Raw genomic sequence first — 26,260 nt, forward strand, 5'->3', positions numbered from 1 at the left:
AGTTACTATTTTGGCTCTGGCAGGGCTTCATCCATGACAGTGGCTGGAGTCATCATGGATCTTAAAAGTTGTTCGCACTGCTTTTTGCCCATATAAACAGGGACAGGGTAGTTATGGTGAGCTTCTTTGAGAGCAAGTTTCGTCAAATGTGATATATCATTTTCAACCAACATATCTAGCGTTGCTGGGATTTTTAATTGTTGCTGCAATTGTCGGACAAGTTGAATGAAAGCTTGCGCTTGTTCTGATTCTGACATCTCTTCATTTGAGTTGCTGGTGGCGCGAAATAGTTCCGCTAATTGAGGCTGTGCTGCATGTTGGGAAAAGTCTAAAACGTAGGGTAGAACAATAGCGTTTGCAAGCCCGTGAGGCACACCGTATAACGCACCGAGATTATGGGATATAGCATGTACGTAACCCAAGCTCGCTTTCGTAAAGGCAAGGCCAGCGTAGTAAGACGCTATAGCCATGTTTTGTCTGGCCACTAAGTTTTCACCATTTTCATAGGCTAGGGGTAGGTTTGTCATGACGAGTTTGACCGCTGCTAGCGCATAACCGTTGGTCTCATTTGTCGCGTTCATAGATAGGTAAGATTCAATCGCATGAGTGAGCGCATCCATCCCGGTCGCCGCCGTGATTGGGCGGGGAAGACCTGCCATGATGCTAGGATCGAGAGCGGCCATCATGGGAACAAGTTTGGGATCAATTAAAGGCGTTTTCTGATGAGAGTCCGGATCTGACACCACGGCGGCAATCGTCACTTCAGATCCAGTTCCAGCGGTTGTTGGAATTGCAAATAGAGGGGAAGGGGTTTTCCATACTCGAAACAATCCGGCAAGTTTATGAATCGGTTTTGGGTTATGAACTTTTGCCGCGATGACTTTGGCGGTATCTATGGGCGAGCCACCTCCAACCGCAAGAATACCATCACACTCACAGCGCAAGTAAATTCTTAGCCCTGCTTCCACTTGTAAATAGGTAGGGTCGGGTTGGACTTGGCTAAAAATGGCCATTTCCACACCACTGTCTTGAAGTGCCTGTTGGATCGGTTTGAGTAAGCCTAATCGAACAATGCTTTCATCTGTGACAAGCAGTAGCTTTTTTATCCCAATGAGTGATATCGCTTCACACAACTCTATCGATGATCCCACGCCCGTAAATAGTGTGGGCTTAGGCATAGGAATCACTTTCGCCGCTACTTTGAGCGCTTTCATGTAACTTTTGTATCCAAAAAGCTGTATTTGAGTCGGCATTCGATGTCCTTGCTATGCTTTATTTCAATTAACAATAACAAAGGAATTAGAGTTGGTTAGTTCTTGAGCGCAATTATTTGTAATCAAGCACAGTTTTATTGTGAATTGGCAGCATTAGCAATGCAAAGTAGAGATGAAATCGGACGCGAATATAGGCATGAAATGAAAAAGCCCTGAACAGAATTCAGGGCTTTGATTAGGGCAAGGGTAACTAAACGTTACATAGCAGCTTCAAAGATTGCAGAAATTTCTTTGTGCGTTGCTTGTTTAGGGTTAGTGAAACCACAAGCATCTTTAAGTGCGTTATCAGCAAGAACAGAGATGTCTTCTAGTTTCGCACCAAGGTCTTTAAGACCAGCAGGGATACCAACATCTTTAGAAAGTACGTTGATTGCTTCAAGAGCAGCGTTAGCACCGTCTTCAGCACTCATACCTTCAACATCAACACCCATTGCTTTTGCAACATCACGTAGGCGCTCAGGACATACTTGTGCGTTGTAGCGTTGTACGTGAGGAAGAAGTACTGCGTTACATACACCGTGTGGAAGGTCGTAGAAACCACCTAGTTGGTGTGCCATTGCGTGTACGTAGCCCAGTGAAGCGTTGTTAAATGCCATACCCGCCATGAATTGTGCGTAAGCCATTTGGTCGCGAGCTTCAAGATCGTCACCGTTTGCCACTGCTGTACGTAGGTGCGCTTGGATTAGTTCAATCGCTTTAATCGCTACTGCGTCAGTGATTGGCGTTGCAGCGATAGAAACATATGCTTCGATTGCGTGAGTCAGTGCGTCCATACCTGTTGCTGCTGTTAGAGAAGCAGGCTTAGCAAGCATTAGCATTGGGTCATTTACAGAGATAAGTGGAGTTGTGTGCTTATCTACGATAGCCATTTTGATGTGGCGAGCTTCATCAGTGATGATGCAGAAGCGAGTCATTTCTGAAGCTGTACCCGCAGTCGTGTTGATTGCGATAAGCGGTAGCATTGGTTTTGCAGATTGGTCAACGCCTTCGTAGTCACCGATTTCGCCGCCGTTAGCCGCAACAAGAGCTACGCCTTTAGCACAATCGTGTGGAGAACCGCCACCAAGAGAGATTACAAAATCACACTCATTTGCAGAAAGCAGTTCAAGACCCGCTTTTACGTTACCAGTTGTTGGGTTTGGTTGAGTTCCGTCAAATACAACAGTAGCAACTTCACGTTCGTTAAGAAGATCTTGAACTTGTTTCACAACACCAATTTGGTTTAGCACTTTATCAGTAACGATTAGGCCTTTTTTGAAGCCTTGAGATTTGATGCTGTCAGCTGCATCAGTTAGGCAGCCTGCGCCCATTAAGTTAATTGCTGGAATGAAAAATGCACTAGCCATTGGATAACTCCGTTAGTAAATATTGAATTTTGTATAGTTGTTGAATTGGGTTTAGCTTGTCACATAGGGGGACTTTTCATTTTTGATCTGAGACAATTTACAAAAGGTACTACCACTTTAGAGTAATAGAGTGTGAGCCCCCTCACTAAGCAAACGGTTGGTTTTTTTACGTGGTACAAAAATGAAAATTGACATTGATAAGACGCAATCGGTTAACCAACAGAAAGTGATATTACCCTTTGCTATCATAGTGTTATAGGAGTCACAAAAAAGAGCCGCATAAAATATGCGACTCTTTATTTAAAACAAATTATGGCTTTTTATTGAGCAAGTTATGTCGGGTTATTCATATCCGATGGCGCTTCATCACTGGGGCAGACACTGTCATTTTCTTGCTCTTCATCTTCTTGGTCATCTAATTCCGAATCATAATACTTTACAACAAAAGGCGTTAACATTACGGATGATGGTAAAAAATGCTTCATATTGGACTCCAATAACAGCTGAATTTAGTTTACGTTATAGAGGCTAAGTCAGTTGCATAAGTTGCGTTGCATCATTTCTTATTGCGCTTTTCAACTAGGTTTAATGTTTTTGATCTTTGCTCACAGTTTTTAAGGTCGTGAAAATCATTGAAGAGAAGAACATTCAGTAAAAAACAACTACACTACAGCGCAATAAAAATAAGGGAAACGACATGAAGTACGATTGGATTTTATTTGATGCGGATGAAACGCTGTTCCACTTTGATGCATTTAAAGGAATGCAGCTTATGTTTTCTCGATTGGGCGTTGATTTCAATGCGCAAGATTTTGCGGTCTACCAAGAAGTGAACCAGCCATTATGGGTTGATTACCAAAATGGTGTTATTACAGCAAGCGAGCTCAAGCACACTCGTTTTCAGAGTTGGGCCGATCAATTAGAAACAACAACGGCAGCATTGAATAGTGCATTCTTAGAAGCGATGGCCGATATTTGTACACTATTGCCCGGAGCAAAAGAGTTGATGGAAGCCCTAAATGGAAAAGTGAAGATGGGCATCATCACGAACGGCTTTACTGAACTGCAAGCCATTCGTTTGGAACGAACAGGGATGAGTGATTACTTCTCTCATGTGGTTATTTCAGAAGAAGTGGGCATCGCTAAGCCTGATATTGGTATTTTTGAACATACCCATAACCTGATCGGTCGACCAGAAAAGCAGAGAGTGTTGATGGTCGGCGATAACCCGCATTCAGATGTGCTTGGTGGGTTAAACTTTGGAATTGAGACATGTTGGCTGAATACAGCTGAAGCGATGAAACCTGAACATATCAACCCTAATTACCAGGTTCGATCTTTGTCTGAATTGCAAGGCATCTTGCTAGGGTAACTCACTGTTGTGCCGCTTATGGCACAACAGCAAAGCTTTCTATGTCGGTTGTGTCTTCAATATCAGTTGTATCTTCGATATGCATATGTGCTCGTCCATGTGCTTTTACTTTGTATAACGCATCATCAGCGGTTTGAATCAATAAGTGTGCGTTGCTGTTTTTCAGTGTATTGACATCAAAAATAGCGCCACCGATCGAAAAACTTATTCGATCGCTACAATAAGAGTTTGCATGAGCAATATTAAGTTGCTCTGTTTTTTCTTGTAGTGAGGTCGTCAATTCAATAATAGTTTCACTGCTATCTGCAGGCAGTAGCACCAAGAACTCATCTCCCCCATAGCGGAATACTTTGTGATTTGGTTTGTCGAAATGCGAACTAAGTAACTTGGCTAAGGTGACAAGTACGTTATCCCCTTGTAAGTGTCCGTATCGATCATTGTATTGCTTGTAGTAATCAATATCGATTAACAAGATACCAAGTTTCTGTGTTCCTTTAACCGCCTCTGTTTGCTCAATGATCGACTCAACAAGAGATTTACGATTGAACAAACCACTGAGAGGGTCGATCAACACCAGCTTTTCAAGCTCTCCTTGCTGCTGTATCAGAAGTCGTTGCTGCGCTTTATTCTGCAATCCAACCGTCAGGTATGAGCATAAATGTTTGAATAAGGAGAGGTGGTAATCTCGATAAGCCAACTCTTTTTGACTCTGTACCGACATAACACCAAGGATCTGACCATCAAGTATTAGAGGCAACATAATGATGGATGGAAACTTACCTTCTTCATCCTCAATTTTGTCATCTACATAAGCGATAGATTCAGGTTGTTTTCCAGTCAATTGTTCAAAAACACGGTCATTAAATTGCCCATGAGTAAACGAGTGTCGAGTTTCGATACAATAAGTGCTTAGTGTTTGTGTCTTGTTGCAATTGATGGTGAAGGCGTCTAATAAACGCCCATTTACCACGCAATGGGAATAATCCAAGATATGTAAATCGGCATGATAAGTGGCTAACGCAAGCGAGCTGATTGGCATCACTAAACTTAAGTCGTCGTATAACCTCATGATGAGATCATCCATCGATTTATGTGAGGCGATGTACTCACCAATAGAGGCAATTAGCTCAAGGTTAGACTCAATAGATTGCGCACTCTCAAGCTTAACTCGATCTGAGTTTAATTGATAAAGTTGTGAAAGGTAGCTTTTGTCTTTTTTCGTATGCAATTCAATGGAGAGCGTTTGTAACTCGTAGGCCCGCTTAATCAATTGGTATTTGTAATGTTCAGAACCAATCATTTCACTTTGCCTAAATATGATATTGGAAAAGCTTTGAATGGTTGCGGTGCTTCCTAACTGTTTCGCAAGTCTAATTCCATGTGATAAATAGGGTTCAAGTGCTCTATCCGGGAAATGATGGAGCAAGCACAGACAATATTCTTCAATCGCGTTTAGCATTTGAACATCGTCATTTATCTCTTCTGCACATTTTATGGTTTTGAAAAAATAGATTAGAGCACTGGAGTAGTCCTGTTTGATCTCCAAATAGGATGCGTAAGCACTGTAATAAAATAGCTGCCCTAATTGATTGGGGTAGGTTTCAAGGTTCTGCTTAAATTGTGAAAATAATTGAGCGCTTTTCTCTGTGTTACCAAGAATGGCATGGAGGTAAGCTAAATTCGTCACAATGGGTGTATAGCTAATGCATTCCTGATGTTCTATTTCTCGATACGCAAGAGCGAAATAAGAGCATGCTTGATCGTAGTCAGCCGCGTCTAGAAAGAGCATGCCAAATGTATTGTAGACCCGAGACGCTAGATTGGACTGGTTATGCTCTTTGCATTTGATGGCATTCGAAAGTGATGCAATGGCTTTACTGCTATCACCGATACGGTACAGGGCTAAACCAATAATAAAGTGTAGAGAGTTTTCTAATGTGACATAGCGATATTGCTGTGCGAGATCGAGAGCATGAATGTGCGTTTTAAGGGCTCGGTTAAAAATCCCCTGACGATAAAGAATGTAGCCAGAAAAGAACAGCTCATAAGCGGTCGGAATGACAACATTATTGGCTTTTGCGTATTGCTCAACTTGTTGATATATCTCTTTTGCATTTTGACAAGAAGGTGCATCAATAATAGTTTGTAAGCTGTTATTGAGATAAAGTTTAAAGTTGTATGACACGAGCATTTTAAGAGTCCTCTCTAGATCCAGACGATTGTATGCAGTGTGATCAATATAATAAAGCGATAATTGTTAATATTTTGATGCAGAAGCCGTTATGTTGATGATTACTTTTCAGCATTTATCCAAGTAACCACCTTATTTACAAGGTCATACAGTAAGCATTACGCTTATGTGTACTGTTTGTGTGAAATAATTTAAAGGGAATGCTTTTGTTTGTTAAATATCGTTTTACACTCTTTGGCTGTGCTGCCATTCTCTTTTGGAGCTGTTTAACGGCTCTATCGCGTAATGTCACTGAACAGTTAGGTCCTGTAGGAGGTGCTGCTTGCTTATATACCGTCAGTGCTATTTTTTTATTACTGGTCATGGGGCCTCCGAAACTTAAAGGATTATCAGCCTCTTATGTTTTAGTTGGAGGAGGCTTGTTTGTTGTTTATGAGATTTTCCTAACCTTAGCGCTTGGTATGGCAAATGATCGTTTACAAGCAATGGAAATGGCGGTGATCAATTATTTATGGCCTGCATTCACGGTGTTATTTGCTGTGCTTACTAGCCCTAAAAAAACCAGTTGGCTTGTTTACCCTAGCATTATATTGGCTTTTTTTGGCGTAGCGTGGAGCATTAGTGGAGACGATGGACTGACGATCAGTAAGATCGTAGCTAACGTCGCGACGAACCCCGCCACTTATGCTATGGCGTTTTTTGGGGCGATCATATGGGCGATCTATTGCAACTTAACTAAACGTTTAGCTAATGGTCAAAATGCCATTACTCTTTTTTTCTCGGCAACGGCAATCGTCTTGTGGATCCAATATGGGCTGAGTGACGAGGCAGGCATGACATTTAGCTTAGGTGCCGGAGTAGATCTCTTGTTGGCTGGTTTGGTTATGGGAAGTGGTTACGCGCTTTGGAATATCGCCATAATTGGTGGAAATATGATGCTATTGGCAACCATGTCCTACTTTACCCCTATATTTTCAACATTCTTGTCTTCGCTGATTTTAGGTGTCTCTTTAAGCTCTACCTTCTGGCAAGGTGTTGTAATGGTGACGGTGGGATCTCTGGTGTGCTATTGGGTAACAAAAGATAAGTCAATAAAAGCGTAACTCATTAAATTTAATAAAAGCATAAGCCTAAGGTGAGGCTTATGTTTTTCACTAGAAATTGCTCGTAATTAGATACTGCACTTCACTAGATACTGCTCTTCATTAGATATTGGCTTGTTAGCGTGCTGAGTCATTGCGAGACGGTGAAATCTATTAGCTCGCAATATTTAGGTTTAGCTGAAGCTCAAAAGGAAGAGTAGATAAACGGCGATGCAAATTTTTTCGAGTACGTGCAATCTCGGTTGCAGCAATGCTATTACTCGCACAAGAGTGGACATCAACCGTCACTCTTAATTCTTGTCCCACTTTAGTGACGCCTGCTAACTCCAATTTTGCATTAGCTTCGCTGTCGCTATTCACGGCGTTAATTTCTTCATCAACTTTATCGCAAATCTCTCTATTTGGTGCCATGTTGAGCAATTCACGGACTGCACCTTTCAACATATCAAAAGGTACCTTGATAAAGTAGAACGACATCAACACCATCATCATGGGATCAGCATAAACAGAGTAAGCTGAGAAAGGTGACAATGTCACTAACCATGCTACCACAAAGCCTGCTGTAACCGCAACACTGAGTAGCGTGTCCATTTGCCACTGTTTAGATTCCGCTTCAATCAATCCAGACGAGAAAGTACGACTCTTACGAGCAATATACCACCACGCATAACCACAACCGACCACATTGATTACGCCAAACAGAGTCGCAATCGACGCATCGACTTCGCGTCCACCATTAAAGAGCGCAATAATTGCCGAATAAAGAGAAAAGCCAACGACTGTTAATATTACCGCTCCTTTGATCGCAATAACGATGGGCTCAATAACGGCACGGCCATGTGGGAAAGAGGCGTCAGACGGTTTTTGAATGTATTTGGATGCGGCGAGTGACAATAATGTTAACAGTAAACTGACGAGAGAATAAACACCGTCAAATACGATTACTAAGGAGCCAACCAATAGACCAAGAACTAAACCACCAATAGCAAAGCCTGATGCTAAAAGGGCTGAAAAGATAAGAACTCGATTTTCGTTTTGGTTTGTCCTAGCACACATACAAATAATCCTAATTGGGAACACGCCTTCATTGTTCGCATCTTAGGCTAAATATACAATTGGTATCTGGCTGATATCATAGAGGATTGAAAGAGATAACTAATTAACCATTAATAAACAGATGGTTAGGTGGAATTTTGGCTGTCATTAAAATTGACGCTGACTGATGGTTATACCGCGTTAGTTAGAAGTCGAAGAGATAATCGCTCAATTTATCGGCTAGCCAAGTCATCCCTGGGTGCTCTGCCATACCTGCGGCGGTTAACATGCAGTAATCCTCTTGCGTTAGACCATAGGTGTGTTTAATGACCGCAATATCTTGCTGGCGGAGATGATGGCGAATGAGTGGCTCAGGTAATACCCCCCATGCATCCTCTGCTAAAATGGTATTGAGCATGTAATCAAAACTCGAAAAACCAAGGTAACGCAGAGAAAAAGGTTGAAGTTCAGGGTTATCTTTTTCGTTGAGATAGCTCATAGAGACTTGCATCGCATTACGTAAGTTAGCATCGGAGACCCGGCGCATTTTACTGAGAGGGTGGCTGGCTCGACACACCGACATCATGCGAATTTTACCTAATGGGTGATAGCGGATCCTTGGATCATTGTTTCGTTCGTAATCGACACCGAAGGCAAAGTCTACCTGTTGGGTCTCAACTAAATTGGCGAGATCACCACTCGATGCCAAAACAATATTAAATGAAGTTGAGGGGTAACGCTTGTTGAGATCCAGCGACAGCTCTTGCCACATTTCATCAGGCAAAGAGTCATCGCGTGCAATCCAAATCTCCGCATTAAACTCACCTGAAACATGAGAACAAGTCTGTTTGATTCTTGCCGCAGTGACCAACAAATCTTCACAGTCTTTATAAATGGCTTTACCGGCTTCAGATAAAGTTAAATTGTTGCCACTACGAGTAAAAAGTTGAATATTGAGTTCTTTCTCAAACGCTTTAATCGCCATGCTGAGCTTAGTACGATTGCATTCAAGTTGGCGAGCAGCTTCCGAAACGGAACCAAGATCGGCAACGGTGCAGAATGCTTGAACTTGAGAAAGATTCATGAATATACCTAGATAAATACGACTCACCTAGAATACTTAATTATCGTTATGTTGCATACGACAGATTTGTGCAAAAGATTGGGCAATAACGCTATGAACTTGGAATCATTTTGGTTTACTCTATCGGCAGTTCCCGAATACAAGAAGTTACGATGGAGGCCATGATGGCAAACGAATGGGATGAATACGCAGTTAACTGGGAAAAAGATCAAGCTACGGGGCAGTTTTCGCAGTCTGTATTCAATGAGCTGGAAAAGCTCATAAACCTTGAAGATGTTCGTGTATTAGATTTTGGTTGTGGTACGGGCTTATTAAGCCAAAAACTCTCTCCACTAGTCAAAGACATTGTCGCGATAGACGGGTCTGAAGCAATGGTAGAAGAGTTGGACAAAAAAGAGTTACCTAATGTTGAACCTGTTGTCGACCTGCTGTCACGAGGTTTAGCTGCGCAGCACCCTGCGTTTAGACGTCAATTTGATTTGGTTGTGGCGTCATCAGTATGTGGTTTTCTCCCAAATTTCCAAGATAGTGTGAGCTTAATTTATACTCTCTTGGAAGATGATGGTCTGTTTGTTCACTGGGATTGGTTAGTTGAAGATGAAAATGCTAACTATGGTCTCAGCGTACAAAAAATTGAAAATGTATTATCAGCCGCTGGTTTTGATGATGTACAAGTGTCAGTTCCGTTTGAAATTGATGCAGGCAAAGGGGCACAGAAAGTGGTCATGGGTGTCGGTCGAAGAGGTGCGTTTCAGTAACCTTGATTTCAATATCGTCGAGTTGAGTATCGTCGCTCTAAATACCTAAGAAAATACTTCCCTTATAATTGAATTGTTTCGCAGTTGCTTTTTAAAAGTGACTGCGGCAATTTATCTTCAGTCTTCAGTCTTCAGTCTTCAGTCTTCAGTTTTTCTATTATTCAATTTTTCTATAACTAATTGTTTTATGGTTATATTTGTAAAGTTATTCGTGCTGATAATGGATTTTCTTCTATAAAATAACGCTTGTGAGAAATTTATGAGATTTATGTGAGGGTGCTGCTAGATCTCACAACCATCATCATTGTGTCGAAAACAATTTATTTCGAAACATAGGATGGACAGAACATGGAAAATACTAAAAAACTCACCCCAATGATGACCGCATCTTTAGCCGTTGTCGGTATGCTTTCAAGTGTTAGCACACAAGCCGCAGATTTGGACATTACGCTGACTAATGCCACTAAAGGTATTTACTTCACACCAATTCTTGTTGCCGCGCATGACTCAACTATTTCGCTATTTAAAACAGGTGAATCGGCAAGTGCTGAGTTAGAGGCGATGGCAGAGGGTGGTGATATTTCAGGATTGTCATCTGCTGTGACGAACGCTGGTGGGGTTGTGGAAGAAAATCCAGCATCAGGGATCTTGAATCCGGGCGTCTCTGCTTCTGTTTCAATTGATACTGGCTCTCATCAATATCTTTCATTAGGCGCGATGCTGCTACCAACGAACGATGGTTTTGTTGGTTTAGATAGCTGGAAAATTCCGACAGAACCGGGCACTTATAAAGTCTCCTTAAATGGCTATGATGCTGGTACTGAAGCGAATGATGAATTAGCGGCAAGTATGCCAAACCCTCCATTTATCACTTTTGGTTTAAACGGAACGGGAGTTGAAACAGCGGTGACTAATAGTAAAGTTCATATTCATCCTGGGAACCTTGGGGACAGCGATGCAACGGGTGGTAAGAGCGACCTAGATTCAAGCAGTCATCGTTGGTTAAATCCTGTGGCGACTCTGACAATTACGGTTAACTAAGGAGCTCGCTATGAAATATCGTGCATTAATACTTGCGGCTTCGGTGGGACTATTAGCAGGGTGTCCTGATGACTCCGATAAAGACCTAATCCAAACATTTACCATCACGGTTGAGAACCAAACGGCCAATCAGCCAATGTCGCCTTTGGTTGTTCTTGGGCATAACAGTGATTATCACTTATTTAATATTGGGCAAGCCTCTTCTGTTGCGTTGGAGATGTTGGCTGAGTCTGGTGATAACAGCATGCTGCTTGATAGAGTCAATACCAACAGTGATGTGTATCAAGCTAAGGCGGGGGCGGGTTTAATTCTTCCGGGAGCATCAGACACTGTGTCGATCACGCTTAACCCTTATCAATCGTCGCATCTCTCTTTAGCAAGTATGTTGGTGAATACCAATGATGCTTTTGTCGGGGAAACCGATCTTAAAACAACAGGGTTTAGTGTTGGTCAAAGTTACACCATGTCTATGGATGTTTGGGATTCGGGAACGGAAGCGAATTCCGAAACTGCGGCGACGGTTCCGGGCCCCGCAGGCGGTGGGGAAGGCTTTAACAGCGCAAGAGATGATAACGACATCGTTACCTTTCATTCCGGCGTTATAAGTCAAGATGATGGGTTGGCTGCATCTGCATTGAATGCGACACATCGCTTCTTAAATCCGGGGGCAAAACTGATCATTACCCGAGTTAAGTAACCTTAATTATCATTTTGTGAAATATTTCCTCCTTCATTCCGGTCATGTTGATGGGTTGCAGGAATGAGGGAAGGGAATGCTAAATTCTGAAATGATTACGCCAGTGAACATCTTAATTGTCGAAGATGATGATGATTTAGCTGGGCTGATTCACATGCACTTAGGTTTTCAAGGGCACAGCGTTACTCGTGTTAATCAGTTATCTAAAGCCAAAGAATTAATGAAATCGGACTCTTTTTCTTTGATGATCTTGGATAGAGGTTTACCCGATGGTGATGGTTTGTTGCTGAGTTATGAGTTGCGGCAACAGGGAAACCATATTCCTATCTTAATGCTGACAGCGCGAGATTCTGAGGTGGATAAGGTGGAAGGGTTAGAGTCTGGTGCAGATGATTACCTGACCAAGCCATTTAGTGTTCTAGAGTTTCAAGCCAGAGTGAGAACCATTCTTCGCAGGCAAGAGCTGATGAGTCAACGATCACAACAAAAACCCGAAACCACTTCCGATAGACAACTCACCAACCAAATGCCCATAGGTGATGTTCCGATAGATAATGCTTTGGAAGATCAATCCTCAGCAGATACCCGTTTGGTAGACCACTCTGCGATAGATCCCCACCCAACAAATAACGCCTCTTTGAGTGAAAAAAGGGATGATGCAAACCTACCTCCATCGGCGCAACTCCAGTTTGGGCAACTGTTTATTTGTCCTGAACAGCATCATGTCAAACTGGCTGAACGTACCGTGGCGTTAACGGCGACTGAATTTTCACTGCTGCACTTTTTAGCGAAGCGACCGGGGCGGGTCTATAGCAAGGACGAACTTTTAGATCATGTTTGGAACACTCAATATGAAGGCTATCAACATACGGTTTGTAGCACCGTGAACCGCTTACGTAGCAAATTAGAAACTCACTCAAACAACCAGCGATTTATTCATACGGTTTGGGGTGTGGGGTACAAATTCCAAAATGGTATGGATTAACGGTTTGTACTATTCAAAAGATAACAGTGCCGCTTACGGCCAGTAAGATAAGGTGAGCCATGAGTTTTAAAATCCGTTTACTGTTGCTTACCTTTATTTGGTTTTTTGCATCGTCCGTTGCGATGACCGTGATGTATCAAAATCAGCAGATAAAAGTGGAGCTACGTACTAAGCAGAGTTTGCATAAAGATCTGGCTGCTCATATGCGAGACGATAATCCTTTGATGATTGGAACGGATTATAACCCTGTCGCACTGAAATCTATTTTCCATACCCTCATGCTAATTGGACCTGATTTTGAGATCTATTTTCTTGATGCGTCAGGAAACGTAACCAGCCATGCTGCGCCTAAAGATGCATTCGTGAGCAAGCAAATCTCTATTGAACCCATCAAAGCGTTTATTGCGGGGGAACCTTACCCGATTTTGGGGGATGACCCTCGAAATCTGAGCGGAAACAAAGTGTTTTCAGTGGCTCCAATCAAAGAGTTCGGTTCAACGGTGGGTTATCTCTATGTGGTTATTGGCAGTGAGCAGCATACCAGTCTTATTAACTCTGAAACCAGAACCCCACTTTTTTGGGCGTTAATGCTCGGTTTTGTCACGATTGTCGGGTTCAGTATTGTCGCTTATTGGTTAGTGAAAATGAGCCTGCTCAAGCCTATTGAGGTCGTAACAAAAGATTTAGAACAACAAGCAGACAAAGATTTCCGTTTAAGCCCTAACTTTATCAACCAAGTCCCAGAGCTAAAACCGATTGCTCAACATTATCAATTGGCGGCAAAGCGCATTCAGCAGCAGTTCTTACAATTAGAATTTCAATCGTCGGCGCAGCACTCTCAACTCATGCAAATAAGCCATGACCTGAAAACTCCGCTATCGAGCGTGTTAGGTTATTTAGAGACTTGGAGGCTCCAGCAGCAACAGCCAGATTCTATGATCGATGTGGCTTATAAAAATGCTCTTAAATTGTCAGAACAGTTGCAAACTCAACTCAATATGGCAAAGCAAGAACGCCTCATGCCGAGTTATCATCAAGAGCCAATTAATCTAGCCTCACTGGTGGAAGACGTCGTAGAAGCCACAAAGATTGAGTTAACGAAAAAACACTTAACATTGGTGTTTGACGATAAATCTTACCCAACGATTGAAGGGGATAAATTATTGCTTTCAAGGTTATTTGAAAATTTATTTGAAAATGCTATCCGCCACAGCCCGGAAGGTTCAGCTATTGAACTTAACGTGGATGTGGCTAAGAAGGATGCTTCGCTTTACATCACATTGATTAATCAAACAGAAGATGATTCTGAGAGTGGTTCACTAGGGATCGGAGTTAAAATTATTAAATCAATTTTGATGCTGCACCACAGCGCTTTGAGTACAGTGCAGACGAAGGGGATGTATCAACAATCATTTCGTCTGCCTTTGTGTTTATAGAATTCAATATAAGGCTTAAATAAAGGGGTCGCTATTTCCAATTTGGAAATTGATAATTCTATATGTTTCATTTGTGGAAATGCACTATCTGACTTACAGTGTTCCCATATTAAACATAGGGTTTTAAGTCGATAGGATTTAAGCATGAGCCAGCAAGCATTTAACGCCACACAACAGAGATTCCAAGAGATCATTACGGATGCACACCTTTCGCCAAAGCAAAAGTCTCAATATCTTGCTTTAGAAGCGGAAGCGAGCTTACCGTATATGCCAATTTCAGATGCAGCAAAAGAAGCGTTAGATAGCGGTGTTCTGTGTGACATGTTTGAAGGGCATGCTCCTTATAAACCTCGTTATGTGTTACCTGATTACGCAAAATTCTTACGTCAAGGCTCTGAGCATTTAGAGCTTGAAGCGGCAAACAATTTTGATGAAGCGCTAAATTTGCTCACGATCCTTTATCACCATGTTCCTTCGGTGACTTCTATCCCTGTTTACCTTGGTCAACTCGATGATGTGTTGCTGCCATATGTAGGTGATTTAACTGAAGCGCAGATTTACCAAAAACTGAAACTGTTTTGGATCATGCTGGATCGCACTCTGCCAGATGCGTTTATGCATGTGAATATTGGCCCAAGTGACAACATCATTTGCCGTACTATCTTACGTGTGGATGCAGAGCTAAAACAGATCGCTCCGAACCTGACTTTCATGTACGACCCTGCGGTGACGCCTGATTCACTATTACGCCAAGCGGCAAGTAACATCTGTGAATGCAGTAAACCTCATATCGCGAACTACCCAATCCACGCGAATGTTTATGGTGATAAAAAGTTCGGTATCGTAAGCTGCTATAACTCACTGCCACTGGCGGGTGGGTCGAACACACTGGTTCGTATGAATTTAAAAGAAGTGGCACTAAAATCGAATGATCGTGTGGATTTCTTAAACCAAGTGCTACCTTCCTTCTGTAAAGTGATGTTCGATCTGATTGATGAGCGTAGTCGCTTTTTGCATGAGGAGTCGAACTTCTTCCTAGGGTTCTTAACCACTGAAGGCTTAATTGATGAGTCTCGCTTTGCGCCAATGTTTGGCATTTATGGCATGGCTGAAGCGATCAATATCCTAGTGGAAAAAGAGGGAGTCACGGCACAATATGGTCAAGATGAAGAAGCGAACCAACTTGGTCATAGAATATCGAAAAAACTTGCAGAGATCGTTGAGTCGACTACGGTTAAATATGGCTTGGAAGGGAAAGCCTTATTGCACGCTCAAGGCGGTATCAGTTTAGATGATGGCGTGACTCCGGGTGTTCGTATTCCATATGGAACGGAACCGGATCCTGTGAGTTATGTACGCGCGACGGCAGAACACCATCAGTACTATACTTCTGGAATCAGCGATATTTTAACGATTGATCAGACGGTGAAATCTAACCCAGAAGCGATGTTTAACCTTTGTAAAGGGGCGCTGGAGCTTGGTTATCGGGAGTTTACCGCTAACGTTGAATCGAATGATTTGATCCGCGTAACGGGCTATATGGTTAAGCTTTCTGACATCGCCAAATTCTCAGAGCAAGGCTCAAGAACGAATACGACATTCTTAGGGGCGGAAGCGGCGAAAAATACGGGGATTCTAGAACGTAAACCAAGAGTGGCGAGCTTCGAAATGTCGCCAAGCTTCGAATAATTCTGTAAAAATACTAACAACTCATGGCTAGGGTTAATATAAAAAGTACTACAGAAAAACAAGCGAAGGTCAGCCGTGTGCTGACCTTCTCTTGTGTCGATGGGCCGGGAAACCGGCTTGTCATTTTTTTGCAAGGGTGTAATTTCGATTGTATATCGTGTCATAACCCTCATACCATTAATCACTGTAACCATTGCGGTGATTGCGTTTCTCACTGCCCAGCTGATGCGCTGTCTTTAGATGCAGATCTAAAAGTTAAGTGGGACCCATCAAAATGCACGCAATGTGATAAATGCATTGATGTTTGCCAGTATAAGTCCAACCCCAAAATACAACACTTCTCAGTGAGCCAGATGATTGAGTTGATCCGCAAAAACCATGTGTTCTTAAGTGGTATTACGGTTTCTGGTGGGGAAGCAACCTTGCAAATAGGCTTTATGGTCGATCTCTTTAAAGCGATAAAGCAGGATGCAGAGTTAAACCATTTAAGCTGTTTTATTGATAGTAATGGTTCGCTTTCATTATCTGGATGGCAAAAGGTTGAGCCATACTTAGATGGCGCGATGATCGATTTGAAAGCGTGGCAAAACGAGACTCACCAATGGCTTGTTGGGAGAGATAATCATCGAGTGTTTCAGTCGATGACTTACCTTGCAGAAGTTGAAAAACTCTATGAAGTCCGCTTGCTGCACATTCCTGGAAAGACGGATCTACAGAGTGAAGCAGAGAGTGTTGGTCACTATTTAAATTGCCTGCCGGAAAGCGTGAAAGTGCGTCTTAATGCTTTTCAACACCATGGTGTAATCGGTGAGGCTTTACAGTGGGAAAAGTGTGGAGAGGAGGATATGATGACGTTCCATCAAGAGCTGATTCAGTATGTTAAGCGCGACATTCAACTTCCATCTGTCTATATATAAGCACTATTCTTAAGTGTTCCGCTATTTATAAAATCAAATCTCATCCTATTACTCATCAAGTGGTTGTTCTTGATATAAAATCATTGGAATATTTTTAGACATTAAAAATAGTTGATAGATATTAGTTTCATAGTGTTGTCGTGTATTTGTGAACGTGTCGGCAAGTTTTATTCTTAAGGCTTAAATATTGGTTGTAGAGTTCACAGTTATTTTATTTGTGTGCATACTCAAATCATGGCTTACAATATAGTAAGTATAACGTTTCATTCTGGATTTCAACAAAGGAACATCAAGTGAATATGTACCTTAAGTGGCAATCTACCTCATGGCTAACCATGTTAGCTTGGTATACTCTGGATCATCAGCTTTCATTCCACCTTTCTTCTGAATAGAGTGTGTTCATTGGCGTCTCTCGCCATATAGCGCAGTGTGCGCAGTATAACCTCATCAATTTGTACCACTTTCTTGAAACTATTTTCGTATGATTGATCTATATTGAATTGATCTGTGGTGATGTTGGTTATTCGTTTCGGTAAAACGAAACCCTCTTTAAATATTGTGTTTCTACTCTTTTTCTCTTGAACTATTAAACGAGTCATTCATTTAAATTAGACAAAATATGCTCGTGTAATAGTCGGAACGCAATTCTCTATATAGAGAAATTAATAGATGAACTAATTTGGTGTGTCAGCATCAAGTGAATGAAAAGGCATTATTATGGAAAACTTTAAGCATTTACCAGAACCATTTCGTATCCGTGTTGTTGAACCTGTGAAACGTACGACTCGTGAATACCGTGAGCAAGCCATTATTAAAGCAGGAATGAATCCGTTTTTACTTGATAGCGATGATGTGTTTATTGATCTGTTAACCGATAGCGGTACAGGATCCATCACTCAGCGTATGCAAGCGGCAATGTTGATGGGTGATGAAGCGTACAGTGGCAGCCGTAGTTACTACGCTCTGTCGAATGCTGTGAAAGATATTTTCGGCTACGAAATGACCATTCCAACTCATCAAGGTCGTGGTGCTGAGCAAATCTATATTCCAGTGTTGATTAAAAAACGCGAGATGGAAAAGGGTTTAGATCGCAGTAAAATGGTGGCTCTGTCTAATTACTTCTTCGATACTACTCAAGGACATACACAAATTAACTGCTGTATGGCGAAAAATGTCTATCTTGACGATGCATTCGACACCGCAGTGAGCGCAGACTTTAAAGGAAACTTCGACCTGATCAAACTAGAAGAGGCGATCATCGAAGCAGGTGCAGCGAATGTTCCATACATTGTAAGTACTATCACTTGTAACTCAGCGGGTGGTCAGCCTGTTTCAATTGCAAACCTTAAAGCGGTCTACGAGATTGCGCAAAAATACGATATTCCCGTGATCATGGACTCCGCTCGATACGCAGAAAATGCGTTCTTCATCCAGCAGCGTGAAGAGGGGTATCAAGATTGGACGATCGAACAGATCACTCGTGAATCATACAAATATGCTGATGGTCTTGCGATGTCAGCGAAGAAAGACGCCATGGTTCAAATGGGTGGTTTGCTTTGCTTTAAAGATGAATCATTGATGGATGTGTACACTGAATGTCGCACTCTATGTGTGGTTCAAGAAGGTTTTCCAACATACGGTGGACTTGAAGGCGGAGCTATGGAGCGTCTTGCAGTTGGTCTTTATGACGGTATGCGCCAAGATTGGTTAGAGTACCGCATTGGTCAGGTGCAATATTTGGTCGATGGGTTAGAAGCGCTAGGCATTGTGTGTCAGCAAGCTGGTGGTCACGCTGCATTTGTGGATGCGGGTAAACTTCTACCTCATATTCCTGCTGAGCAATTCCCTGCCCATGCCCTTGCGTGTGAGTTATACAAAGTGGCTGGTATTCGCGCCGTTGAGATTGGGTCGTTGCTATTGGGTCGTGATCCTGCGACAGGTAAGCAGCATCCGTGTCCTGCTGAATTGTTACGTTTGACCATTCCTCGTGCGACATACACTCAAACTCACATGGACTTTGTTATTGAAGCGTTTGAGAAAGTGAAAGCGAATGCGAAGAATGTAAAAGGGTTAGATTTCATTTATGAGCCTGCGGTTCTGCGCCACTTCACTGCTCGACTACAAGAAGTTGAAGCTCCGGTTGAAGCTCCGGTAAACAAAGAAGAAAACGAGTTAGCTGAGGCATAATGTCATCGTTGTAAACGTAAGTTAAATGCAGTTTAAATACAGCTAAATCTAGTTCAAATATAGCTTAAATACAGTTAAAGCGCGGCCATCAAGGTCGCGCTTTTTTATACTCACACCGCAAACTGACGTAATTGAGTACGCAGCCAAGTCATGGCTTGATCGTTCATGTTTGGCTTATTCCAGACCAAGCTATAAGCTACTTTTCCGTAATCAAACGGCAATGATTTTTGCACTAAACCTCGCGCTTGTAATGCCTTTTCAGCCCAACACTTTGAACTGGTAAATAGGAAATCAGTGTGGTGGCACAGTACGGCTGCTGAGCCAAAATCAGCCACAGATATCGCAATCTCTCTTGAGTGATGCTGCTGTGTTAGGTTTTGCTCAAAGTAGGGAATCGAGAGTTCCTTATCCAAAATCCCAATATGTTTATTCGCAAGATAGGACTCAATCGTGAGCGTTTGATCACTCAGCGGGTGGCTTGGGTGCATGATGCAAACCATCTCATCATCTAATATTCGTTCCCACACCAGATCTTTATCATTGGTTGGAGGTTGGCTAATGTCATGCGGAAGAATAATAAAATCAACCTGCCCACTGAGTAATGCATCAAACCCCAAGTGTTCTTTCGAATGGATATTGAAACGCGCAAGAGGTGCATCTTTGGCTGCAATTTGAGCAAGCGTCGGAGCGAAAATTTCGAAAGCACTCTCACGCATGGAGAGACAAAACGAACCATTATACGTCGCGGGGTTGAACTGCTCTTGGTGAAGCAAACCGTTCATGCTCGCTAAGATAGAATGTACGGTTGGACCAATTTTTAAAGCAAACGGTGTTGGGATCAATTGAGTCCCATCACGATAGAAAAGCTCGTCATTGAGCAGTGATCGGAGTTGAGAAAGTGTTTTACTGACGCTTGATGGGCTGACACATAGTTGTTCAGCAGTGAGAGTCACACTATGGCTATTGAGCATAATGTGTAATGCCGTTAAGTGTTTTAAGCTAATCCGAGATAGGTGTACGTAATCCATCAATTTTTCTCATAGGAGAGGGGGAACTCGGGGAGTATAACGTCATCATTGAGCATCATAAAATGAATCTCAAGATAATGACGTTATTTATAGCGATACGGCTATAGCGATACGGCTATAGCGATACAGCGAAAGAGTTAAGTGGATGGATACAGTTCCGCAATTTCATCGAGAACGTCAGGGTTGGCGATGGCGCTGAGATTTTTAACCTGAATGCCATGCACAATATTTTTAACTGCTGATTCCACCAACTTCCCAGATTTGGTTTTAGGAATGTCGCTGATCGAGTGAACGATAGCAGGAACATGGCGCGGGGAGCATTTGGTTCTTAATGTTTGAGCGATTAACTGTTTTAAATCATCACTCAGACTGAATCCATCACACAGTTTTACAAAAAGTACGATTCGCTCATCGCCTTGAAACTGTTCCCCAATGGCAATGGAATCCTCTATCGCATCAAGCTGATTGACCTGTTGATATATTTCAGCACTGCCAATTCTCACGCCTCCCGGATTTAAGGTGGTGTCACTGCGTCCATAGAAAATCATGCCATGTGTTGAAGTTTGCAATACATCGTCACCATGGTGCCAGATATTTGGAAATTTATCCCAATACGCATGGTGATAGCGTTCTCCGTTATCTCCCCAAAAGCCAATCGGTTGATTTGGAAAACTGTTCAAACACACTAATTCACCGCGCTGTTGTTCAATGGCTAAGCCTCTATCTGAAAATACCCTTACGTCCATGCCAAGCGCTGAATTTTGGCATTCTCCACGATAAACAGGAGAGATGGGGTTACCTAATACAAAGCAGCCGCAAATATCCGTTCCTCCCGAAATGGAGGCTAAATGAATATCCTGTTTGATATGAGAATAAACGAAATCAAATTGTTCAGGATACAAGGCGGAACCTGTTGAGCAGAGAGTTCGTAATGCGTGTAAATTATAAGTCGATTGGGGGCTGATATTCTGTTTTTGTAACGCTTCCAAATACTTCGCCGAAGTGCCAAAAAGACTGACTTCAGCATGATCCGCCAGTTCCCATAACGTATCTGCTGTTGGGTACATTGGGCTGCCGTCATAAATCACTAAGGTTGCTCCACTTGCTAATGTCGAAACATGCCAGTTCCACATCATCCAGCCGCAAGTTGTGTAATAAAAAACGCGGTCACTAGGCTTAATATCGCAGTGCAGCTGATGTTCTTTCAAGTGATTGAGCGTTGTTCCCCCAACAGAATGAGTGATGCATTTGGGTTTTCCCGTTGTGCCTGAGGAATAAAGAACTAAGAGGGGATCATTAAAAGCAACACGCTCGAATTGCACTTCACGCGCAGAGAAGCAAGAGAGTAAATCATCCCAATGTGTCAATGCTGAGTTCTCTGATTTATTTGAAGGAAAACCTGCGGAGGGTTCTAGATATTCAATTTCACAAACATGGGTAATACTCGATATGGCATTGGCGATGGCGTTGTTTTTATCGCCCATAAGGTGAGTCTTGCCATTAAAGGTATAACCATTACAACAGAATAAAACTTTCGGTTTAACTTGTTCAAAACGCTCAATAACGCTGCTTGCACCGAAATCGGGTGAAGTCGATGTCCAAATAGCGCCTAAGCTTGTGGTCGCAAGCATTGCCACGAGAGTTTGAGGTAAATATGGGAGGTAACCAGCGACGACATCTCCCTTGCCTACGCCATTATTTTTCAGCCATTGTTGAGTAACGGATACTTGTTCATATAACTCCAGCCAAGAAACCTTGTGCTGATGCCCTCGTTCGTTTTTAAACCAAACCGCAATCTCATTTGGGGTTTTGTGGGCGTAACATAAAAGGTTTTCTGCATAGTTTAACTGAGCTTGTGGGAACCAAATGGAATCTCTAGGGGGGCTATAATCGCCCCATTTGGCTCTTCCTGTATCAATGATGCATTCTCCTTGAGAGCCGATGACAGCGCAATACTCCCAGGCTTCTTTCCAAAACGATCTTGGTTCTGTTATCGACCATTGGTGGAGTGGTTGAAAGCCATCAAGATCCATGCCTTGCGCATTAAGACGTTCAATAAATCCATGCAGAAGTGAAGAGCTTACTCGCTGTTGAGTTGGTATCCATACCGGTTCTGAATCTGACATTGTTCCCTCATTGTCGATTTTTGATCAATTATCGAACAAGTTTTGACTTCAATTGAGTCAAAGTCAAACATTCCCACAAGAAATATAAGTATGAAAAATAAGAAAAAAACACAAAATTGTAAACAATATGTTACATCAATTAACTGGTTGATTTTGAAAGAGGGTTGGCGATGAACGGCGTCGAGAGATAGGCTTTATGTAACCACAATGTAAAGGAGAGGGGTGATGGTGCAATATCATTCCAAGCCGGTAAACGGTGCAGGGAAAGTTGAGTGGAGTGCAGAAGAAGACCAAATATGGTCGGAACTTGTTACTCGTCAGCAAAGCGTCATAGGTGATAGGGCATGTCGTCCATATCTAGATGGACTAGACATGCTTCAATTAACACACGATCGTGTTCCACAATTAAATGATATCAATAAAATTTTACTGCAAGAAACGGGTTGGCAAGTCGAGCCTGTTGCGGCATTAATTAACTTTGATCGGTTCTTTTCGCTGTTAGCAGAACGCAAATTTCCGGTGGCAACGTTTCTTCGAACCAGAGAGGACTTTGACTATTTACAAGAGCCAGATTTTTTCCATGAAATCTTTGGCCATTGTGCAATGTTAACGCATCAAGATTTTGCTGCATTTACCCATGCTTATGGTGTGCTTGGAAAAGCGGCAACCCCAGCAGAGCGCGTTTATCTTGCCCGATTGTACTGGTTTACCGTCGAGTTTGGTTTGGTGAAAGAGAACGGGAAAAGCAAAATCTATGGTGGCGGAATTTTGTCTTCCCCAGGTGAAACGGTGTATTCGCTGGATAGTACTGATGCGAAACGTCAACCATTTGATATCCAAACTGTACTGAATACACCCTATCGAATTGATATTATGCAGCCGTTGTATTACGAACTGGATGATATTGCGGCGTTATATCGTTTGAGTCAGCAGGACTTGATGGACCAAGTACACAAAGCGATGAAAGCAGAAATGTTATCGCCTTTGTTTGAACCGAAAGCAAAATCTAAGGAAATGAACCATGCTTAACGAACTACGCTGCGAAGCTTGCAGCATTGATTCTGTATCACTAACGAAATTTGAACAGCAAGAGCTTTTAGCTGAACTTAATGGTTGGGCGCTTGTAGAGCGAGATGAAATCCCCCAGCTTGAGAAAGTCTATACTTTTAAAAACTATAAATTAGCATGGGCGTTTTCCAATAAAATCGCGCAACTCGCTGAAGAAGAATTTCATCATCCAGCAACCTTACTAGAGTGGGGCAAGGTAACGGTGACATGGTGGAGTCACTCAATTAAAGGTTTACATAGAAATGATTTTATCTGTGCATCTAAATGTGACCTATTGAATGCTAGTTAAGTTGATGCCGTTGAAATGAGCTCAAGCGGCGATAACCACCATTTAGCTTGGTGGCTCACCATCCCCTTCTCGGTGAGTCATCAGGCTATCTTCCCCTTTGATAGTGATTAGCAATGAATCTTTCTGGGTTAGTAATAAAACTATTAATAAATTCGATAAAACCGATTTTCACTTCTAAACTTTCGTCTGAGTATCAAGACAAATTCATATTATAAAGTTGGTACTTACCTACGGCTAGGTGCGTCTGATCTCGACATCGATTCGGGATATACATGAATTATTTCAGCAATCTAGCTGTGAGGTTTTGGGATGAGAATTGCAACTAAAATTATTTTAGCTTGTACTGTACTTTGTGCGATTGGGGTTGTGGTCAGTGGGGGATTTGTAGGCTGGAAAGCGTCCTCTTTATCGAAACAAGCACTGCATGAGCGAGCATCAAGTCAACTACTGTCGGTAAGAGAGATCAAAAAGGGTGAAATTGAGCGATATTTCGATCAAATTCATTTCCAACTAGAGACGTTAGCCAGCGATGTGGCGATTCAAGATGCATTGACTGCATTTAGTCGAGAGTTTGAACGTTATCCCATTGAGCAAGTATCAGAGCAAGATTACTCAGCCTTGCGCAATTACTATACCTCTCAATTTGGTGCTCTATATCGTGATAAAAATGATCAAAAATCAGCGAATGAATTAAGCCGCCTGAGCCAACTGTCCGTTGCGGGGCAAGCACTGCAAGCTCGATACATCGGTGTAAACTCTAATCAAGTAGGTGAAAAGCATTTATTAGATTCCGATCCATTAAACACAGGATATGATCAAGTTCACGAGCGGTATCATGATTCGCTGCGTCATTTTCTCACCTCATTCGGCTATTACGATATTTTTATGGTCGACAACCAAGGTAACGTGGTGTATTCCGTTTATAAAGAGCTGGATTTTGCCACCAATCTACTTACTGGTCCTTACCGCCAGTCTGGTCTAGCCAAAACATACAATCAGGTAAAAAATGCATCCAATAGATACTTCTATATTGAAGACTTCTCTCCTTATTATCCCTCTTATGAGTCTGCTGCATCATTTATAGGCACGCCCGTTTTTTCAGGTGGTCAACGGATCGGAGCCCTGATTTTTCAAATGCCTGTTGATGCCATTAATTCGATCATGACGTTTAATCAAAACTGGAGTGCGGCAGGGTTAGGAGCGAGCGGAGAAACCTATTTAATTGGGCAAGATGGGCTACTACGAAGCCAACCTCGCTTTCTAATTGAAGACCCAAGTCAGTATTTATCGGCTCTTTCAATGGCTGGCGTTTCTGCCAGTGTAGTCAAAAATATTAAAGGTAAAAACTCAGCTATCGGGCTGCAACCTGTTGAATCTGAGACGGCAAAGCGAGCATTAAGCGGACAGAGTGGGTATGAGTTAGTGCAAGATTATCGTGGTATCTCGGTTCTCTCTGCGTACGCTCCTATCAATGCCGCTGGACTTTCTTGGGGGATATTAACCGAGATAGACGAATCGGAAGCGTTTAAGGATGTTACTGCCCTTAATTCAGCGGTGCAAACTACGGTGATCATCAGTATTGTCGTGATTGTACTGATCTCAATTGGGATCTCTTATCTTGTCGGAAACGGTATATCTCGCCCAATCAGGATGGCTTCACTACAAATTCAAAAAATCAGCAAAGGGAATGACCTGACAGAGCGGTTGGATGAACGTGGTAAAGATGAAATGTCTGATCTCGCAGTATCGCTGAATAAACTATTTTCTCAACTTCAAAATATGATCAAAGAGTTTGCAAGCGCCACTAATGAGCTCGATAGAAACACGCGAACGATGTCTGGAAATATGAGCAGTACAAGAGAAGCAGTGAATGAGCAGTCGCATCGAACAGAGTCTGTAGCTACCGCTGTTAATGAAATGAGCGCGTCGATTGCTGAAGTGGCACAGTTTGCGAACCGAGCCGCCGATTTTGTAAAAAATGCTAATGATACGGGAAGTGAGAGTGTTCAAGTCGGGTTAGTCTTAGGCAATGAAATGACGGAACTGAATGCTCAAATGCGCACGGCAGTGGAAGCGATTGGTCGTTTGCACAGTGAAAGCAACTCGATAGCAGAAGTGTTGGATGTCATTCAAGGCATTGCAGAGCAGACTAATTTACTTGCGTTAAATGCAGCGATAGAAGCCGCAAGGGCAGGAGAGCAGGGACGAGGTTTTGCTGTCGTTGCAGATGAAGTACGCTCTCTTGCCAGTCGTACACAAGCTTCGACGGAAGAGATACGATCCAAAATTGAATCCCTTCAGAAAGAGACCGCGTCGGTGTCTACCGGAATTGAGGAGGCGAATACATCCGTGATAAAAGGCGTTGAAAGTTGTGAACGAAATACAGAAATGCTTGAGCAAATCGTCTCAATGCTCACTGAAATTAATGATATGAATATTCAAATTGCCGCCGCGACTGAAGAGCAGAAAGCGGTGACCGATGAAATCAGTGGCAGCATCACCTCGATTGCCGATGCTTCATCTTCTGTTTCTACCCAAGTAAATGATGTGGATGAGGTGCTAGGAGCATTGACTGATCAAGCTCAAGAGCTAAATAAGGAGATGGCTCAATTCAAATATGAATAATTTTGCTAC

General features: G+C 42.4%; 21 protein-coding genes. 13 read left to right on the plus strand and 8 right to left on the minus strand.

The features are described 5' to 3' along the window. Positions 1-5 precede the first annotated feature (5 nt). The 3 genes from OCV39_RS17910 to OCV39_RS17920 form a co-directional block, all read right to left on the minus strand. Positions 6-1,253 carry an iron-containing alcohol dehydrogenase gene (locus OCV39_RS17910; RefSeq protein ID WP_261889583.1) on the minus strand — a complete coding sequence of 416 codons (1,248 nt, stop codon included), beginning with the start codon at positions 1,251-1,253 and terminating at the stop codon, positions 6-8. A 218-nt stretch (positions 1,254-1,471) separates the two neighbouring features. Further along, complete coding sequence (gene yiaY, locus OCV39_RS17915) at positions 1,472-2,620, minus strand: L-threonine dehydrogenase (protein ID WP_261889584.1); 1,149 nt, start codon at positions 2,618-2,620, stop codon at positions 1,472-1,474. Positions 2,621-2,952: 332 nt separating this feature from the next. After that, positions 2,953-3,105, minus strand: a complete 153-nt coding sequence (locus tag OCV39_RS17920; RefSeq protein WP_261889585.1) for a hypothetical protein — start codon at positions 3,103-3,105, stop codon at positions 2,953-2,955. Between the two features lie 212 nt (positions 3,106-3,317). On the opposite strand from OCV39_RS17920, the gene yjjG reads away from it, so the two are divergent. Then, entirely contained in the window at positions 3,318-3,992 is a 675-nt protein-coding gene (yjjG, locus tag OCV39_RS17925; protein WP_113799818.1) for a pyrimidine 5'-nucleotidase, read from the plus strand. 16 nt (positions 3,993-4,008) lie between these two features. Here the strand turns inward: yjjG and OCV39_RS17930 are convergent, their stop codons facing one another. Then, on the minus strand, positions 4,009-6,183 hold the full coding sequence (locus OCV39_RS17930; RefSeq protein ID WP_261889586.1) for a sensor domain-containing diguanylate cyclase: 2,175 nt from the start codon (positions 6,181-6,183) through the stop codon (positions 4,009-4,011). A gap of 200 nt (positions 6,184-6,383) precedes the next feature. Between OCV39_RS17930 and yddG the strand changes: the two genes are divergently transcribed. Further along, positions 6,384-7,286 (plus strand): aromatic amino acid DMT transporter YddG, encoded by a 903-nt coding sequence (gene yddG / locus OCV39_RS17935; protein ID WP_371711440.1) that lies wholly within the window; start codon positions 6,384-6,386, stop codon positions 7,284-7,286. A 153-nt stretch (positions 7,287-7,439) separates the two neighbouring features. Here yddG and OCV39_RS17940 read toward each other — a convergent pair whose 3' ends face one another. Together OCV39_RS17940 and OCV39_RS17945 are read right to left on the minus strand one after the other, a co-directional pair. Then, positions 7,440-8,342: a cation diffusion facilitator family transporter gene (locus OCV39_RS17940; protein ID WP_261889587.1), complete on the minus strand. Its 903-nt coding sequence runs from the start codon at positions 8,340-8,342 to the stop codon at positions 7,440-7,442. A gap of 184 nt (positions 8,343-8,526) precedes the next feature. Next, entirely contained in the window at positions 8,527-9,405 is an 879-nt protein-coding gene (locus OCV39_RS17945) for a LysR family transcriptional regulator (protein ID WP_261889588.1), read from the minus strand. Positions 9,406-9,569: 164 nt separating this feature from the next. On the opposite strand from OCV39_RS17945, the gene OCV39_RS17950 reads away from it, so the two are divergent. From OCV39_RS17950 to tnaA, 8 genes are all read left to right on the plus strand, one after another. Beyond that, entirely contained in the window at positions 9,570-10,163 is a 594-nt protein-coding gene (locus OCV39_RS17950; protein ID WP_017054624.1) for a class I SAM-dependent DNA methyltransferase, read from the plus strand. A 375-nt stretch (positions 10,164-10,538) separates the two neighbouring features. Then, positions 10,539-11,204, plus strand: coding sequence for a spondin domain-containing protein (locus OCV39_RS17955; RefSeq protein ID WP_390903273.1), 666 nt, complete (start codon positions 10,539-10,541; stop codon positions 11,202-11,204). 10 nt (positions 11,205-11,214) lie between these two features. After that, positions 11,215-11,901 (plus strand): spondin domain-containing protein, encoded by a 687-nt coding sequence (locus OCV39_RS17960; protein ID WP_017054626.1) that lies wholly within the window; start codon positions 11,215-11,217, stop codon positions 11,899-11,901. A gap of 76 nt (positions 11,902-11,977) precedes the next feature. Further along, a complete protein-coding gene (locus tag OCV39_RS17965; RefSeq protein WP_261889590.1) occupies positions 11,978-12,886 on the plus strand; it encodes a response regulator transcription factor in 909 nt (302 codons plus the stop codon). A 59-nt stretch (positions 12,887-12,945) separates the two neighbouring features. After that, positions 12,946-14,322 (plus strand): sensor histidine kinase, encoded by a 1,377-nt coding sequence (locus OCV39_RS17970; protein WP_261889591.1) that lies wholly within the window; start codon positions 12,946-12,948, stop codon positions 14,320-14,322. Positions 14,323-14,466: 144 nt separating this feature from the next. After that, a complete protein-coding gene (locus OCV39_RS17975) occupies positions 14,467-16,011 on the plus strand; it encodes a YjjI family glycine radical enzyme (protein WP_261889592.1) in 1,545 nt (514 codons plus the stop codon). 23 nt (positions 16,012-16,034) lie between these two features. Next, complete coding sequence (locus tag OCV39_RS17980; protein WP_261889593.1) at positions 16,035-16,928, plus strand: YjjW family glycine radical enzyme activase; 894 nt, start codon at positions 16,035-16,037, stop codon at positions 16,926-16,928. 717 nt (positions 16,929-17,645) lie between these two features. Further along, entirely contained in the window at positions 17,646-19,115 is a 1,470-nt protein-coding gene (tnaA, locus tag OCV39_RS17985; RefSeq protein WP_261889594.1) for a tryptophanase, read from the plus strand. 110 nt (positions 19,116-19,225) lie between these two features. Here tnaA and OCV39_RS17990 read toward each other — a convergent pair whose 3' ends face one another. Both OCV39_RS17990 and OCV39_RS17995 read right to left on the minus strand, forming a co-directional pair. Further along, positions 19,226-20,143: a LysR family transcriptional regulator gene (locus tag OCV39_RS17990; protein WP_136995257.1), complete on the minus strand. Its 918-nt coding sequence runs from the start codon at positions 20,141-20,143 to the stop codon at positions 19,226-19,228. Positions 20,144-20,280: 137 nt separating this feature from the next. Continuing rightward, a complete protein-coding gene (locus OCV39_RS17995) occupies positions 20,281-22,269 on the minus strand; it encodes an acetoacetate--CoA ligase (RefSeq protein WP_261889595.1) in 1,989 nt (662 codons plus the stop codon). A gap of 225 nt (positions 22,270-22,494) precedes the next feature. Here OCV39_RS17995 and phhA point away from each other — a divergent pair, with 225 nt between their 5' ends. From phhA to OCV39_RS18010, 3 genes are all read left to right on the plus strand, one after another. Next, on the plus strand, positions 22,495-23,298 hold the full coding sequence (gene phhA, locus OCV39_RS18000; RefSeq protein WP_261889596.1) for a phenylalanine 4-monooxygenase: 804 nt from the start codon (positions 22,495-22,497) through the stop codon (positions 23,296-23,298). Beyond that, positions 23,291-23,626 carry a 4a-hydroxytetrahydrobiopterin dehydratase gene (locus tag OCV39_RS18005; protein ID WP_017052326.1) on the plus strand — a complete coding sequence of 112 codons (336 nt, stop codon included), beginning with the start codon at positions 23,291-23,293 and terminating at the stop codon, positions 23,624-23,626. Before phhA ends, OCV39_RS18005 begins: the two co-directional genes overlap by 8 nt. 309 nt (positions 23,627-23,935) lie before the next feature. Beyond that, positions 23,936-26,251 carry a methyl-accepting chemotaxis protein gene (locus tag OCV39_RS18010; protein ID WP_136995259.1) on the plus strand — a complete coding sequence of 772 codons (2,316 nt, stop codon included), beginning with the start codon at positions 23,936-23,938 and terminating at the stop codon, positions 26,249-26,251. Positions 26,252-26,260: the final 9 nt, after the last annotated feature.

The organism is Vibrio cortegadensis, from assembly GCF_024347395.1.
Lineage (GTDB): Bacteria > Pseudomonadota > Gammaproteobacteria > Enterobacterales > Vibrionaceae > Vibrio > Vibrio cortegadensis.

Bases quoted from the DNA above. Each gene is read 5' to 3' on its own strand.
- OCV39_RS17980 (WP_261889593.1), top strand. From the start codon at position 16,035: ATGGCTAGGGTTAATATAAAAAGTACTACAGAAAAACAAGCGAAGGTC.
- OCV39_RS18010 (WP_136995259.1), top strand. From the start codon at position 23,936: ATGAGAATTGCAACTAAAATTATTTTAGCTTGTACTGTACTTTGTGCG.
- yddG (WP_371711440.1), top strand. From the start codon at position 6,384: ATGCTTTTGTTTGTTAAATATCGTTTTACACTCTTTGGCTGTGCTGCC.
- OCV39_RS17950 (WP_017054624.1), top strand. From the start codon at position 9,570: ATGGCAAACGAATGGGATGAATACGCAGTTAACTGGGAAAAAGATCAA.
- OCV39_RS17920 (WP_261889585.1), bottom strand. From the start codon at position 3,105: ATGAAGCATTTTTTACCATCATCCGTAATGTTAACGCCTTTTGTTGTA.
- OCV39_RS17995 (WP_261889595.1), bottom strand. From the start codon at position 22,269: ATGTCAGATTCAGAACCGGTATGGATACCAACTCAACAGCGAGTAAGC.
- OCV39_RS17940 (WP_261889587.1), bottom strand. From the start codon at position 8,342: ATGTGTGCTAGGACAAACCAAAACGAAAATCGAGTTCTTATCTTTTCA.
- OCV39_RS17955 (WP_390903273.1), top strand. From the start codon at position 10,539: ATGATGACCGCATCTTTAGCCGTTGTCGGTATGCTTTCAAGTGTTAGC.
- yiaY (WP_261889584.1), bottom strand. From the start codon at position 2,620: ATGGCTAGTGCATTTTTCATTCCAGCAATTAACTTAATGGGCGCAGGC.
- OCV39_RS17930 (WP_261889586.1), bottom strand. From the start codon at position 6,183: ATGCTCGTGTCATACAACTTTAAACTTTATCTCAATAACAGCTTACAA.
- OCV39_RS17960 (WP_017054626.1), top strand. From the start codon at position 11,215: ATGAAATATCGTGCATTAATACTTGCGGCTTCGGTGGGACTATTAGCA.
- OCV39_RS17975 (WP_261889592.1), top strand. From the start codon at position 14,467: ATGAGCCAGCAAGCATTTAACGCCACACAACAGAGATTCCAAGAGATC.
- OCV39_RS18005 (WP_017052326.1), top strand. From the start codon at position 23,291: ATGCTTAACGAACTACGCTGCGAAGCTTGCAGCATTGATTCTGTATCA.
- OCV39_RS17945 (WP_261889588.1), bottom strand. From the start codon at position 9,405: ATGAATCTTTCTCAAGTTCAAGCATTCTGCACCGTTGCCGATCTTGGT.
- yjjG (WP_113799818.1), top strand. From the start codon at position 3,318: ATGAAGTACGATTGGATTTTATTTGATGCGGATGAAACGCTGTTCCAC.
- phhA (WP_261889596.1), top strand. From the start codon at position 22,495: ATGGTGCAATATCATTCCAAGCCGGTAAACGGTGCAGGGAAAGTTGAG.
- OCV39_RS17965 (WP_261889590.1), top strand. From the start codon at position 11,978: ATGCTAAATTCTGAAATGATTACGCCAGTGAACATCTTAATTGTCGAA.
- OCV39_RS17990 (WP_136995257.1), bottom strand. From the start codon at position 20,143: ATGGATTACGTACACCTATCTCGGATTAGCTTAAAACACTTAACGGCA.
- OCV39_RS17910 (WP_261889583.1), bottom strand. From the start codon at position 1,253: ATGCCGACTCAAATACAGCTTTTTGGATACAAAAGTTACATGAAAGCG.
- OCV39_RS17970 (WP_261889591.1), top strand. From the start codon at position 12,946: ATGAGTTTTAAAATCCGTTTACTGTTGCTTACCTTTATTTGGTTTTTT.
- tnaA (WP_261889594.1), top strand. From the start codon at position 17,646: ATGGAAAACTTTAAGCATTTACCAGAACCATTTCGTATCCGTGTTGTT.